Source organism: Chryseobacterium sp. RU37D (assembly GCF_900156075.1).
Classification (GTDB): domain Bacteria; phylum Bacteroidota; class Bacteroidia; order Flavobacteriales; family Weeksellaceae; genus Chryseobacterium.
Genome location: NZ_FTMM01000020.1, coordinates 13,736 through 28,159, shown reverse-complemented (window position 1 = coordinate 28,159; position 14,424 = coordinate 13,736). Strand labels below are relative to the sequence as shown.

11 protein-coding genes are annotated in these 14,424 nt (G+C 37.0%); 9 read left to right on the top strand and 2 right to left on the bottom strand.

The window, feature by feature from the left end; all coding sequences use genetic code 11:
* Positions 1 to 112 precede the first annotated feature (112 nt).
* The 9 genes from BW926_RS10450 (at position 113) to BW926_RS10410 (ending at position 13,297) form a co-directional block, all read left to right on the top strand.
* Positions 113 to 2,107 carry a T9SS type B sorting domain-containing protein gene (locus BW926_RS10450; RefSeq protein WP_076446892.1) on the top strand — a complete coding sequence of 665 codons (1,995 nt, stop codon included), beginning with the start codon at positions 113 to 115 and terminating at the stop codon, positions 2,105 to 2,107.
* 385 nt (positions 2,108 to 2,492) lie between these two features.
* Positions 2,493 to 4,493 (top strand): T9SS type B sorting domain-containing protein, encoded by a 2,001-nt coding sequence (locus BW926_RS10445; protein ID WP_076446890.1) that lies wholly within the window; start codon positions 2,493 to 2,495, stop codon positions 4,491 to 4,493.
* A gap of 130 nt (positions 4,494 to 4,623) precedes the next feature.
* Positions 4,624 to 5,250, top strand: coding sequence for an NAD(P)H-dependent oxidoreductase (locus BW926_RS10440; protein ID WP_076446888.1), 627 nt, complete (start codon positions 4,624 to 4,626; stop codon positions 5,248 to 5,250).
* Positions 5,251 to 5,283: 33 nt separating this feature from the next.
* A complete protein-coding gene (nadB, locus tag BW926_RS10435; RefSeq protein ID WP_076446886.1) occupies positions 5,284 to 6,855 on the top strand; it encodes an L-aspartate oxidase in 1,572 nt (523 codons plus the stop codon).
* A gap of 15 nt (positions 6,856 to 6,870) precedes the next feature.
* Positions 6,871 to 7,731, top strand: a complete 861-nt coding sequence (gene nadC, locus BW926_RS10430; protein WP_076446884.1) for a carboxylating nicotinate-nucleotide diphosphorylase — start codon at positions 6,871 to 6,873, stop codon at positions 7,729 to 7,731.
* 210 nt (positions 7,732 to 7,941) lie between these two features.
* The gene (locus tag BW926_RS10425) at positions 7,942 to 10,653 is read left to right on the top strand and encodes a TonB-dependent receptor (protein WP_076446882.1); all 2,712 of its coding nucleotides are present in this window, start codon (positions 7,942 to 7,944) and stop codon (positions 10,651 to 10,653) included.
* A 92-nt stretch (positions 10,654 to 10,745) separates the two neighbouring features.
* A complete protein-coding gene (locus BW926_RS10420) occupies positions 10,746 to 11,183 on the top strand; it encodes a hypothetical protein (RefSeq protein ID WP_076446880.1) in 438 nt (145 codons plus the stop codon).
* A gap of 69 nt (positions 11,184 to 11,252) precedes the next feature.
* A complete protein-coding gene (locus BW926_RS10415) occupies positions 11,253 to 12,245 on the top strand; it encodes an aspartate-semialdehyde dehydrogenase (RefSeq protein WP_076446878.1) in 993 nt (330 codons plus the stop codon).
* Between the two features lie 53 nt (positions 12,246 to 12,298).
* Positions 12,299 to 13,297 carry a cation diffusion facilitator family transporter gene (locus BW926_RS10410; RefSeq protein WP_076446876.1) on the top strand — a complete coding sequence of 333 codons (999 nt, stop codon included), beginning with the start codon at positions 12,299 to 12,301 and terminating at the stop codon, positions 13,295 to 13,297.
* A 147-nt stretch (positions 13,298 to 13,444) separates the two neighbouring features.
* On the opposite strand, the gene BW926_RS10405 is transcribed toward BW926_RS10410, so the two are convergent.
* Positions 13,445 to 13,891, bottom strand: a complete 447-nt coding sequence (locus BW926_RS10405; RefSeq protein WP_076446874.1) for an exosortase F system-associated membrane protein — start codon at positions 13,889 to 13,891, stop codon at positions 13,445 to 13,447.
* Positions 13,878 to 14,408, bottom strand: coding sequence for an exosortase family protein XrtF (xrtF, locus tag BW926_RS10400; protein ID WP_076446872.1), 531 nt, complete (start codon positions 14,406 to 14,408; stop codon positions 13,878 to 13,880). Before xrtF ends, BW926_RS10405 begins: the two co-directional genes overlap by 14 nt.
* Positions 14,409 to 14,424: the final 16 nt, after the last annotated feature.

Genomic DNA, 14,424 nt, shown 5'->3' with positions numbered 1-14,424 from the left:
TATTTTAATTAAACACAATTATTACCATAAAACAACCAATAATATTATCAATAAGCCAATAAATCACCTTATAAATAATTATATTTGCGATTGTAAAACAGCACACTTTCAAATGATGAGAAAATACTATTTTTTATTTTTAATTTTTTTGCTATTCCTTCCGGGGCACTTTGTATCGCAAACTTATCAGCTTACTGGAAATCCGATTAATACTACTGGATGGACCATGGTTTCTGCTACAGCACCTAGTGATTATGTATTACTTACAGAAAATATTGGTAACAAATCCGGCTCAATACGGCTTAACTCGCCAATTAATCTGAAATATTGTGACAAATGGAGAGTAGAGTTTGATTTTAGAATGGAAACCCCAAGTGGCGCCGCAGCAGACGGAATTGCCTTTTGGTATCTCGCCAACCCGCCCACGACAAGCGTTCTGGGAGCAGGTCTTGGTATTTCCAAAAATGCTGTGGGTTTCATGGTAGCCCTTGACAATTATAATAATATGAATCCTTCAGCCGGATATATGAGCAAAGTGCATGTAGCTTATGGCGAGGTGGCTAATACCACAGACAACAACAATATAGAATTTTATAACGTTCCCGGAAGCTCATTTCACTCTCCAAACTATTATCCTGCTCATTCATTTTTAAGCTCAACATTTAAGCATGTTATTATAGACGGAAAAGTAGACCCCGCAAATCCAATAGCATGGATTGTGAAAATAAGCATTGATGGAATGCCGGTGGTAGACCAGTCTTTTGCGCCTTCCGGCGCTGCAGCGACAATGACTCAGGGATATTTTGGGTTTTCGGCTTCTACCGGCATGATGCGGGCGGCTCAATCAATTAAAAACGTAAAAGTTTTTGTAGATAAGATTCCTTTATTGCAAACATCTATTACAAAAAGCTTATGCCCTGATTCGCAGGGGAAGGCAACAGTTGATCTTACATCCTTTAATTCTCAGCTTACCGCTACCCCAAACCTATATAACTTCACCTATTATATTACCGGAAGCGGAACACCGATTGCCAATCCTACTAATTTTGAATATAGCTCAAATACCAGCATTACTGTTCTGATCAAAGATCCTACCTCTGTTCTTTGTGATAACAACGATACTGTCATTACTTTAAATATCAATCCTACACCTACGGTAACTGATGCTACATTGAGATCATGCACGATCGAAAATAGCAATCCGCCTACAGGAATTTTCAACCTGACCACGGCACCGGTAACAACTACAACAGGTATTACCAAAAAGTACTACCCTACAATGTCAGATGCTCAAAACGGGACCAATGAAATTATGAATCCTGCCAGCTATACCTCACAAGCCGGAACTGTTTATATAAAAGTGGCAAACTCATCAGACTGTTATGGCATTGCCAAGGTTACCCTGGAAACCATTCCGCCGGTTTACTCAAACACCCTTAAGGATCAGATCATATGTATTGAAGATAAAATAACACTGGATGCAGGTCCCGGATTTACAAGCTATCTGTGGAATACCGGAGCAGTTACTCAAACCATTAATGTAGGAGTAGGCAGCTACTGGGTAAAATTAAAATCAGGAACCTGTGAGGTAACTCAGACTGTAAAAATCCTTCCGTCGGAACAACCGGTAATTAAAAATATTGAAATTTCAAATTCTACAGTAATTGTACATGTAAAAGGCGGAACACCTCCCTATAAATATTCATTGGATGGAATCTACTGGCAGGACTCTAATGAATTTAAAAATGTTGTGAGAGGTGATGCTAAAGTTTATGTAAAAGATGCCTATGATTGTGAGCCTATTGATGTACATATTGTCGTTCCTAATCTAGTCAATGTAATCACCCCGAATGGAGACGGTATCAATGACATGATTGATTATTCGGCATTAGCAGGCAAACAAAACTTAGTATTCAATGTGTTTGACCGATACGGAGCAAAAATTTTCCAGGCAGACAAATCAAACGGTTACAAATGGAACGGAACCATAGGAGGGCGTAAAGTACCTACAGGAAACTACTGGTACTCTGTCTCATGGAACGAAAACGACAAAAAGAACACCGAAATGAAATATTCCGGCTGGGTTCTGGTAAAAAACAGAGATTAAACGAATAGTTAAAACTTGTTTAAACTTTTTAGGAGCAATTTCCCGCTTTTCACTATATCTTTTGTTTCACTTCGCTACACAAAAGGATGTCGTTACAATCGGGGCTATGGTTGTTGTCGCCTATTTAAGCAATAGTAAAGATCTGAAAATAAAAGTTTAAACAGGTTTTTAAAGATAATTTCAGCATTGGAATCATCTTTTTGATTTTATAGAAATCTTAATCCAATATAAAACCATTAATATTGATCTATACCATATGATTAAATATTTAAGCCGCATTTCAAATAAAGATTAACAAATCCATAGCAAAAACATAAAAATAATTAAACAAAAATCAATGAAAATTAACTATATTTGGATATCGTAAACTAATAAACGTTAAAATATGAAAAAAAACTACCCCTTTTTATTTTTCATCATTCTACTTTCGTTTTATCAAGAGCTTTCCTCACAAACCTACCAGCTTATAGGGAACCCCGTCAACACAACAGGTTGGACGTTAGTATCCCCTGCTGTAGTAAGTGGTGATTTTGTACAGCTTACCCCGGATGTCAACAACAATTCCGGATCCATTAAGCTCAATGAGCCTATCAACCTAAAGTATTGTGATAAATGGAAGATAGAATTCGATTTCAGAATGGATTCCAGTCAAACCTATAACGGTGACGGGATTGCATTCTGGTACCTGGCCAATCCTCCTGTGACCAGCGTTCTGGGTTCCGGAATCGGGATTCCGCAGAATGCCATTGGTTTTATGGTGGGGTTTGACTCTTTCAACAATGCCACAGGAAGCTCAGGAATGAGCAAAGTGCATGTTGCCTATGGACAGGTAGCCAATACCACAGATACCAACAATGTAGAATTCTTCAATGTTCCGGGAAGTTCTTTCCACTCTCCGGATCTTAATGCAACCCATCCTTTCCAGGGCACTACTTACAAACACGTGGTGGTAACCGCAGAAGTAGACCCGGCAGCTCCTGCCAACTGGATCGTAAACATTACCCTGGACGGAGCAGTGATCTGCAACAATGTATCCTTCGCCCCTTCAGGTGCCGCAGCAGGAATGACTGTGGGGTATTTCGGGTTTTCCGCATCTACTGGAGGTGCAAGATCAAGACATTCCATTAAAAATGTAAAAATCTTTGTAGATAAAGTTCCGTTATTGACAAATGCAATTAGTAAGGATATTTGCCCGGATTTAACAGGAATGTCAACTGTAGATTTAACTTCATTTAATTCTCAATTAACCGTTAACCCTAGTCTTTACAACTTCTCATATTATATAACAGGAAGTGGTACCCCTATTGCGAATCCTACAAATTTCCAGTATAATGCAACAACAAATATTTCTGTAGTTATCAAAGACCCATCATCAGTTTTATGTGACAACAATGATGCAAGTATAGTTCTGAAAGTGGCACCAACCGTCACCACCACGGATGCTACTTTAAGATCTTGTTTTATTGAAACTAAGCCATCAACAGGATTATTTGACTTAACAACAGCTCCGGTAATCGGGTCATCAACAGGAATTACAAAAACGTATTTCCCTTCATTAACCGATGCTCAAAACGGAACCAATGAAATTTTAAATCCAAACAATTATATTGCACCATCTGGAGTGGTTTACATTAAGGTGACCAATTCCTTCGGATGTTATGATATTGCGAAAGTAACTTTAATCATAACCCCGCCGGTTTATTCTAGCGTACTAAAAGACAAGATCATTTGTATAGAAGACAAAACAACGCTGGATGCAGGCCCGGGATTCACCGGTTACGAATGGAGTACGGGGGCAGTCACACCAAGCATCAACAATGTAGGAGTGGGAACATATTGGGTAAAGCTAAAAACAGGTAACTGTATAGCTACACAAACTGTAAAAGTATACGCTTCCGAACAACCCGTAATCTCAAGTGTTGACATCTCTAATAACACAGTGACGGTATATGCCGTAGGAGGAACAGCTCCTTATAAATATTCTATGGACGGGATCAACTGGCAGGATTCCAACGAATTTAAAAACGTTCCGAGAGGTGACGGCAAGATCTACGTAAAAGACGCTTACGACTGTGATCCGATCGATATTACGATTATCGTTCCTAATTTAATTAATGTAATCACTCCAAACGGAGACGGCATCAATGATGCAATTGATTATTCAGCACTGGCAGGAAAACAGAACCTTGTCTTCAATGTGTTTGACAGATATGGAGCCCAGATCCACCACGCAGATAAATCAAACAGATACAGATGGGACGGCACCGTAGCAGGAAGAAAAGTACCTACAGGAAACTACTGGTACTCCGTTTCATGGAACGAAAACGATAAGAAAAATACGCCTGTCAAATATTCTGGCTGGATTCTTGTAAAAAACAGAGATTAACTAAAAAACATCATTCTATATTAAAAGATCGCCTCAAATACTGGAGCGGTCTTTTTTTTAACTCTAATTTTGAATAAGATATTTTGTTTTAATTTTTATTTAATTCATATTCAATTCTTACATTTGTCTTATGAATTATTTGGAAGCTTTAAGCAGAAGATATTCTGTGAAAAAATTTAATAAAAAAATCATTCCTCAGGAAAAGTTACACAACATTCTGGAATCGGGAAAGTTATCTGCAAGCTCCCAAGGTCTTCAGCCTTATAAAGTTTTTATCGTTCAGACTGAAGAAATGAAGCAAAAATTAATTCCTGCCTTCTACAATCCTTCTCAGATTTCCACATGCTCTCACCTTATTGTTATTATTTCAAAAAAAACATTAGACGAGAATTATATCAACGGATATTTCAGGCATATTTCCGAAGTGCGGGAAACCACATTGGAAAATTTAGAACTGTTCAGAAAAAGCATCAATCAGCATATTAATCAAAAAACTCAGGATGAAATCCTTAACTGGGCAGAAAAACAGTCATACATAGTCCTGGCCAACCTTATGTATGCCGCGGCTATTGAAGATATAGACACCTGTCCGATGGAAGGCTTCCGGCAGGATATTATAGAAGACATTTTAAATATCAATCCTGAAACCGAAAAAGTAACCGTTACTCTGGCTCTGGGCTACCGATCGGAAGAAGATCACTTCCAGCATATGAAAAAAGTAAGAAAACCAAACGAAAAATTGTTTAAATTTATTTAATTATTTAGACGATTCGTTCCTAAAGCAAGCATAATGATAAAAGCGGATGTATTAGTAATAGGTTCCGGGATCTCGGGACTTTCCTATGCCATTAAAGTTTCTGAGCAGCTTCCTGATGCCAAAATAATCATTGTAACAAAATCAGACGAAGACGAAAGCAACACCAAATACGCACAGGGCGGCCTTGCCGTAGTCACAGATTTTAAAAAAGATAATTTTGATAAGCATATCGAAGATACCATGCGAGCTGGAGATGGCGAAAACAAACGCGATGTGGTAGAAATGGTAGTAAAAGAAGCCCCAAAAAGATTCAACGAAATTGTGGAATGGGGAGCCAATTTTGATATGAAAAACGGAAAGTTTGCTCTAGGAAGAGAAGGCGGCCATACAGAAAACAGAATTGTACATCATAAAGACATTACAGGTTTCGAGATCGAAAGAGCCCTTTTGGAAACAGCCAACAAAAGTAAAAATATAGAAATCCTTGATCATCATTATGTAATCGATATCATCACCCAGCACCATGTTCCGGGAAAGGAGCTTAATGAAGGCGACATCCACTGCTATGGAGCTTATATTTTGGATGAAAAGAATAAAAAAATCAAAAAGATCACCTCAAAAATTACATTAGTAGCAACCGGAGGAGCAGGTCATGTTTATAAAAATACGACCAACCCAACCATCGCAACCGGAGACGGAATCGCCTTTGTAGCAAGAGCAAAAGGTAAGGTTTCCAATATGCAGTACTACCAGTTCCATCCCACAGCTTTGTATAGTAAGATCGACGGAATGCTATTCTTAATCTCTGAAGCCGTACGCGGTGACGGGGCAAAATTAAGAACCAAAAAAGGTGAAAAATTTATGCATAAATATGATGAGCGTGAAGAATTAGCTTCCAGGGATATCGTTGCCAGAGCTATTGACGCAGAAATGAAGGTCACCGGAGATGAATATGTAGGGCTGGACTGCAAGGAAATGGATCATAAAAAATTCCTCGAACACTTCCCGAATATCTATAAAAAATGCAAGGATGAAGGGATTGATCCTTTTACACAGCTCATTCCCGTAGTTCCAGCATGCCATTATTTGATGGGCGGAATCGAGGTAGATAAAGACGGGCAGTCTTCCATCCACAATTTATTTGCTGTGGGAGAATGCACAAATTCCGGGCTTCACGGAGCAAACAGGTTGGCTTCAAATTCATTATTGGAAGGATTGGTTTACGGTCATAACGCAGCCATGAAAACCGTTGATCTTTTAAATGAAAATAATTTTAATTTTGAAGATCTAAAAGCTGTTCCGGAATGGAATGAAGAAGGAATGAAAATCATGGACGAAATGGTGATTATTTCTTATCTGAGGAAGCAGCTACAGGAAATGATGAGCGATCTTGTAGGCATTGTAAGAAGCAACCACCGTCTTAATATGGCTCTGCAGAAACATCAGGAAATTGCTGCTGCCGTGGATGAAATTTACCACTACTCCATTCTATCGCCGCAGTTGTCAGAATTGAGAAATTTAACAACCGTTGCCCTCCTCATCATTACCCAATCTATGGAAATGACTGAAAACAAAGGGGCATTTTACAATAAAGATTTAGCTTAAACTAAAGCAAAAAATATGAAAAGACCAGCATACGTTACAGATAAAGTTTTAAAACAATTCATCAAAAATGCTTTGGAGGAAGATATTCAGGACGGAGATCATTCCACGCTTTCTACCATTCCGAAAGACCTTGAGCAGAGCGCAAAATTGTTGGTAAAGCAGAACTGCATTCTGGCCGGAGTTGAGTTGGCCGAAATTATTTTTAAAACTTTTGATAAAAACTTAAAAGTAGAAACTTTTGTAAAAGACGGTGATTCTGTAAAAGTCGGAGACGTCGCGTTCATCGTTACAGGAAGTGCAAGATCAATTCTATCCACAGAAAGGCTCGTCCTAAATTGTATGCAAAGAATGAGCGGGATCGCAACCCTTACTCATGATTGGGATTCAAGATTAATCGGAACTAAAACGAAACTTTTAGATACGAGAAAAACCACTCCCAACTTTCGGGTTTGTGAAAAATGGGCTGTTGCTATCGGCGGTGGAACAAATCACAGATATGGTCTTTATGATATGATTATGTTAAAAGATAATCACATCGATTATAATGGGAGCATTACTAATGCCGTGAAAATGGCCAAAGATTATATCAAGAAAAATAAAAAGAAACTAAAAATTGAGGTTGAAACCCGAAACATTGAAGAAGTTCAGGAAGCCATCAATGCAAAAGTTGATAGAATTATGCTCGACAATATGGACGTTAAGACAATGAAGCAAGCTGTCAAATTAATTAATGGTTCATGCGAAACCGAAGCATCAGGCGGAATTACCCGCGACCAATTAAAAGAAATTTCTTCTGCTGGTGTTACTTACATCTCTGCTGGTGCTCTTACGCATTCTGCAGAAAATATAGACCTGAGTCTCAAAGCAGTGAAATAGCATTAAAAATTTAACAAAAATACCCTTGATTTGTTAAAAAGTCAATAACATGATTTTTTTCATATAAAATGTCAATTGTTATTCAATACATTGCAAATCAAACCATTAACACTTATTAAGACTAGTTAAAAATTAACACAAAGTTAATATTAGTTAAATTATATTTCCCGATTTTTGCAGAAAATTTAAATCTAACTATTACTAACGATTATGAAATTAATCAACAAAACAATGCTGACTGCGATAATTACATTATCTACAGCCAGTGTTTATTATGCCCAACAGGTTCAGGACTCGGTTAAAACCACTAAGTCTAAGGACATTGATGAGGTAGTATTAATTGGTGTTGCCGATATTGCTAAAGACAGAAAGACACCGGTTGCAGTTTCAACAATCAAAGAAGCACAAATTGTTGAAAAATTAGGAAACCAGGAATTTCCTGAGATCTTAAACTCAACTCCATCAGTGTATGCTACAAAAGGGGGTGGTGGTTTCGGAGACTCTAAAATAATTATCAGAGGATTCGGACAAGAAAATATTGCAGTGATGGTAAACGGTATGCCAGTAAACGACATGGAAAACGGACGTGTTTTCTGGTCAAACTGGGCAGGACTTTCTGATGTTACATCTTCAATGCAGGTACAAAGAGGTTTAGGTTCTTCAAAATTAGCAATTGCTTCTGTTGGGGGGACCATTAATATCTTAACAAGAGCTGCTGACAAAAAACAGGGTGGTATCGTTTCTTTAACTGTTGGTAATGATGATTATCTTAAAACTTTATTTGCTTACAATACAGGTAAATCTGCAAAAGGATGGTCTTCTTCATTCTTAATGAGCAGAACTTCAGGTTCTACTTTTGCAAGAGGAACTGAATTTGAAGGATATAACTATTATTTTGCTTTAGGATATAATAAACCCGGCAGCAAGCATGATTTCCAATTCACAATTACTGGTGCTCCACAAGCCCACAATCAAAGAAGTACTTACGCTCCAATTTCAAATTATATTTATTATAATACTGATAAAAATGGTAATCCAGATACAAGATATAATCCAGACTATGGTTATTTGAACGGTCAGGAATATAGCTTAAGAAGAAATTATTACCACAAACCAGTAATGTCTTTAAACTGGGATTGGAATATTTCAAGCAAATCTAAATTAAACACTGTTGCTTACGCTTCATTTGGTAGAGGAGCAGGAACAGGAAATATAGGAACAGCAAATGGAAAATCCATCAATTATAATCCTACATCAAGATCTTTTGTAACGGATGAAGGGATTTTGGATATGGATGCAATCTATGCAGCTAATGCAGCCTCTACTCCAGACAAAGGGATTCTAATCAGAAACGCATCGATCAACTCACACAACTGGTTCGGACTTATCTCAAGTTTCAATCATAAAATTAATGATCATTTAAACTTTTCAGTAGGTATTGATACTAGATATTATTATGGTTACCATTATCAGGTTGTAAGTGATCTTTTAGGAGGTTCCGCATACAGAGACTCAGCTAATAAAAATCTTTGGGTTCCAAATAATAACAACTTTTTACAAGCTGGCTATAACTATGTATCAAATTCATCAAAAGCAGAACCAAACTGGAATCCATTTGGAGGAAAAATTGATCCGATTGAAAATAGAATCGGTTATAACAATGACGGAGAAGTACTTTGGTATGGCGGATTCGGACAGTTAGAATATTCTAATGATAAAATATCTGCTTTCGTTTCAGGAGCTATTTCAAATCAGGCCTTCCAAAGAATTGATAACTTTATTGTAGACGGAAGATCTCTTCTCAACGGAAATGTAGCCGGATATGCGGCCACAAACTCTCCAACTTCACCAGTTAACCAGCCAACAGCTCTTAATCCAGCTCTTAATACTAAAACAGGATTTAAAAACCTAATCGGATTTAACGTAAAAGGTGGTGCCAACTATAATATTAATGAAAACCACAACGTTTTTGCCAATATCGGATACTACGAAAAACAACCTTTCTTAAATTCTGTTTATCCTAACAACAAAAACTATCTTAACCCTAATTTAACAAACGAGAAAATCTTCGGAATTGAATTAGGATATGGTTTCCGTTCAGGGATTTTCAATGCAAATGTGAATATCTACAGAACTTCATGGAAAGATAGATTTCTTAGAAGAACAAACCTTTCCGGGACTTACATAGACCCTACATCGGGTGCTCCTGTTACAACAACTACTGCATATGCTAATATTTCAGGTATTTCTGAAGTACACCAGGGAATTGAAATTGATGTGACAGCAAATGTTCACAAGATGTTATCTTTCAACGGTATGCTATCAATGGGTGACTACTATTACAAAGGAAATGCAGATAGTGATCTGTTCTCGGAAACGAACGATCCTATTAGCTTCACAAATAGTTCTTCATCACATAGTACAGTTTATCTAGACAAAGTAAAGGTAGGAAATGCAGCACAGTTCACAGCTGGTGCAGGATTTACGTTCAAACCAACAGATTGGGTAAGCTTAGATGGTATGTACAGGGGGGTTAAACATTTATATGCAAACGTAAACCCGCTTAACTTCTCAACGGAAGCTGCAGGCCAGAAAGGTGCATTAGAATTGCCTAGCTTTGGCTTAGTAGATTTAGGAATTACTTTCAAAATTAAACTTAGAAATCCAAAACAGTACTTTACAGTAAGAGGTAATGTATATAACTTATTGAATAAAGTCTACATCGCTGAATCAAACACTAACGTTCATGCAAATCTTACTGCACAAGAGTACACAGATATTAATGGAGGAACACTAGCAGGAAATGCTACGAACTACGGAATATACCAAGCAGCAGGTAACTATAACGGTCTTAGCCAAACAAACCAGGTTTATTTCGGATTCGGAAGAACATGGTCTGGAACATTATCATTCAACTTCTAATAAATTAAAACATTAGATTTATACATATCAATCCCGGCGAAAAGCCGGGATTTTTGCTATATTTGTGTCCAAGAAAAAAGAAAAAATAGATTATGGATTTTTACAAAGTATTTCTTAGTGCTCATAAAGGGTTTGGGTATTTAGAATTAGTTTTAGTAGCACTATTTATTATTGCTCTTTTAGCTACCATGTTTGGTTTTAGCGGCAAAGTGAATAAGTTTTTAAAGAAAACTACACTTTTCACGATGGTTTTCTTTCATGTGCAGTTTTTAGTAGGAATACCTTTGTTACTTATATTCTCTCCAGGCTTTAAAGCAGCATTGGATTCAGGAACTTTAATGAGCGATTCCTATTCAAGATTCCAATATGTGGAACACCCATTTTCAATGCTGATCGCTGCGGTATTAATGACCATTATCAACAAAAAAGTAAAAACCAATCCTACCATTTCTTTAGGAATTGTAATTATGGGATTAATTGCAGCCGGTTTATTCGCTTTCGCGTTCCCGTGGACAAAAGTTTTCGGATAGCACTTTGTCAAAGTTTTAGATCTTTGACAAAGTTTAAAATATATTAATTTAAATTTTTTAATCAAAACAATGAAAGTAGCAGTAGTAGGTTCAACAGGAATGGTTGGACAAGTTATGCTGAAAGTTCTTGAAGAAAGGAACTTCCCTGTCACAGAATTAATTCCTGTAGCATCGGAAAAATCGATTGGCAAAAAGGTGAAGTATAAGCAGGAAGAATTTACAATTGTAAGCATGAAAGACGCTATAGCTGCCAAACCGGATATTGCTATTTTCTCTGCCGGAGGCGGTACTTCACTTGAATTTGCCCCACTTTTTGCTGAAGCAGGAACCACTGTGATCGACAATTCTTCGGCATGGAGAATGGATCCTGACAAAAAATTGGTCGTTCCGGAAATCAATGCAGATGTTTTGACGAAAAAAGATAAGATCATTGCCAACCCAAACTGCTCTACCATTCAGTTAGTAATGGTTTTAGGGCCTTTAAACAAAAAATATGACCTGAAAAGAGTCGTTGTTTCCACTTATCAATCCGTAACAGGAACCGGTAAGGCAGCCGTTGACCAATTGAATGCTGAAATCAGCGGCAACGATTCTACCGCAAAGGTGTATCCTTATCAAATCTTTAAAAATGCGCTTCCACATTGTGATGTTTTTGGTGAAGATGATTATACGAAAGAAGAAATTAAATTAATGAAAGAACCTAAGAAAATTCTAGGTGACGATACATTTAATTTAACGGCAACTGCCGTGAGAGTTCCTGTACAGGGAGGTCACTCTGAAAGCGTAAATATCGAATTTGAAAACGAATTCAATCTTGATGAAGTAAGAAAAATCTTATCTGAAACTCCGGGAGTTGTGGTAATGGATGATGTGAAAAACAACCAATATCCAATGCCGCTTTATTCCGAAGGAAAAGACGAAGTTTTTGTCGGAAGGATAAGACGCGATCTCTCCCAGCCGAAGACTCTGAATCTTTGGATTGTGGCAGATAACCTGCGAAAAGGAGCGGCAACCAACGCTGTACAGATCGCAGAATACATTGTAGCAAATAACTTAGTGTAAACTAACAAAATAAAAAAGAGTCTCAGAATTGAGATTCTTTTTTTATCAAACCTATGAATGCTCAGAAGAATAAAAATAAAGATAAATTAGCCTTTCAAAAGCTTATTGCAGTTTGTGGAGTCATTCTTTTTATCGGAAAAATTATTGCCTGGAGGCTCACCAGCTCGGATGCTGTTTTTTCCGATGCCATGGAAAGCATTGTGAATGTTGTAAGTGCATTTATGGGGCTTTATTCATTATATCTAGCGGCAAAACCAAAAGATGAAGACCATCCCTACGGCCATGGAAAAGTAGAATTTGTCACTTCCGGAATAGAGGGCGCTTTGATTGCCATTGCAGGAATCCTGATCATTTATGAAGGAATTAACAGTTTAATTACGGGCAAAGTCTTAAACAAACTTGATATCGGAATATGGATTATTGCTGCAACAGCAGTGATCAACTACTTATTAGGCTATATTTCCATTAAAAAAGGGGAAAATGAAAACTCCCTCGTCCTGATCTCATCTGGAAAGCATCTGCAGTCGGATACAATTACCACGCTGGGTGTTGTTGTCAGTTTAGTTGTAGTTTATTTCACCAAAGTTTATTGGCTGGATTCTGTAGTAGCAATTATTTTTGGAGTGTACATCATCTTTGTCGGTTATAAAATTATCCGCAGATCATTAAGCGGAATTATGGATGAGCAGGATCCTGAATTACTAAACCTGATCACTAAAGTATTAGAAGAAAACCGCTGCACAGAATGGATCGATGTTCATAATATGAAAATCCAACAATTCGGATCTTCCCTGCATATTGACGCCCACATCACCCTTCCCTGGTATTACAGCCTCCGGGATGCGCATAATGAAATGGAAAAAATGATCGTCCTTTTAGCCAAAAATATAAAAAGAAATATTGAATTTAATTTTCATATGGATGACTGCAAACCGACCTCATGCCCAATCTGTCAGATTGCAGACTGCCCCGTCCGTGAAAAGGATTTTGTAAAAAAAGTAAAGTGGACGCCAGAAAATGTGATTTGTGTAGATAAACACACTATTGATTAAATTTAAATATTTTAAGTTTCGGCTAATTGAACACATTTTATTAAAACCAGTCTAAAGCTTTTTTCTATTGATAAACTATGTCCTCGCGAAAATTTTTGCTTTAAAATAAAACCCTTATCAATCGTAAAAAATCTCAGCTCTATCAGCCTACATGCTTTCTTTACTCTTTTCCAACAACTGCTTACGATAATAAAACATCGGAATAATCAACAGCAAAATCAAAGGCTGAATAACAAACCTACGCATATAAAACGAAAATAAATATCCAATTTCAAACCTATCATAAATACAATACAGATAAATCGGGAAAGTAATAAAGAAAATTATAATAACTAAAACCACTCCCTGAATAGTCCATTCCTTATTTTTAAACCAGAAATGAATGATCAGACAGGAAAAAATTAAGTTTAAAATAAATCTGAAAAGATGCCCGATAATCAATTTACCCCATTCAAATGAAGGGAAAACAATATTTTTATTGGCTTCATGAAAGTAATCAAGAAAGGGATCATAGAAGATTTTATCTTCAAGAGCTCTCACCCCTATTAAGCCCAATATCCCGGCTACTACTAAAAACCAATTAAGAATTTTCATTTTTTAAAGCAAAAAATTTAATCCAGACCAGCCAAAGAACAACCACTGTTCCATATATAACTGCTGGAAAAATATAATCGTGCGAGATGATCCCGTATTGTTTGTGGTCCATCATTACAATATTAAGTCCGATAATTCTCAATACATTCATGACGTAAAGTAAAACCAAGCCCATTAAAGCGAAAACAAATGTTTTCTTCCCTTTATAAAAGGCAAAAACAAAAGCAAGAAAAAGAATCATAACAGAGATTGCATTACAGCCTTCCACCATTCTGGTTGGATATTCGTTTTTTACGTAAAAGTAAACCTGCTCATTTTTCACATCATCATAAAGTTGTGTCGGATATCCTATCCGATTCTGAAGGTGCCGCACATGCTCAGCAATTAGCCTTGAAAAAGGATCCAGCCCTTCCTTCTGAAAACTATTCAGATAATACTGGTACGTAAAAAGCAACACCAGATAAATGATGATAAAGCGCAACAAGATGCTTAAGACTGGTTTGAAATCTTTTAACATAATGCAAATATAGAAA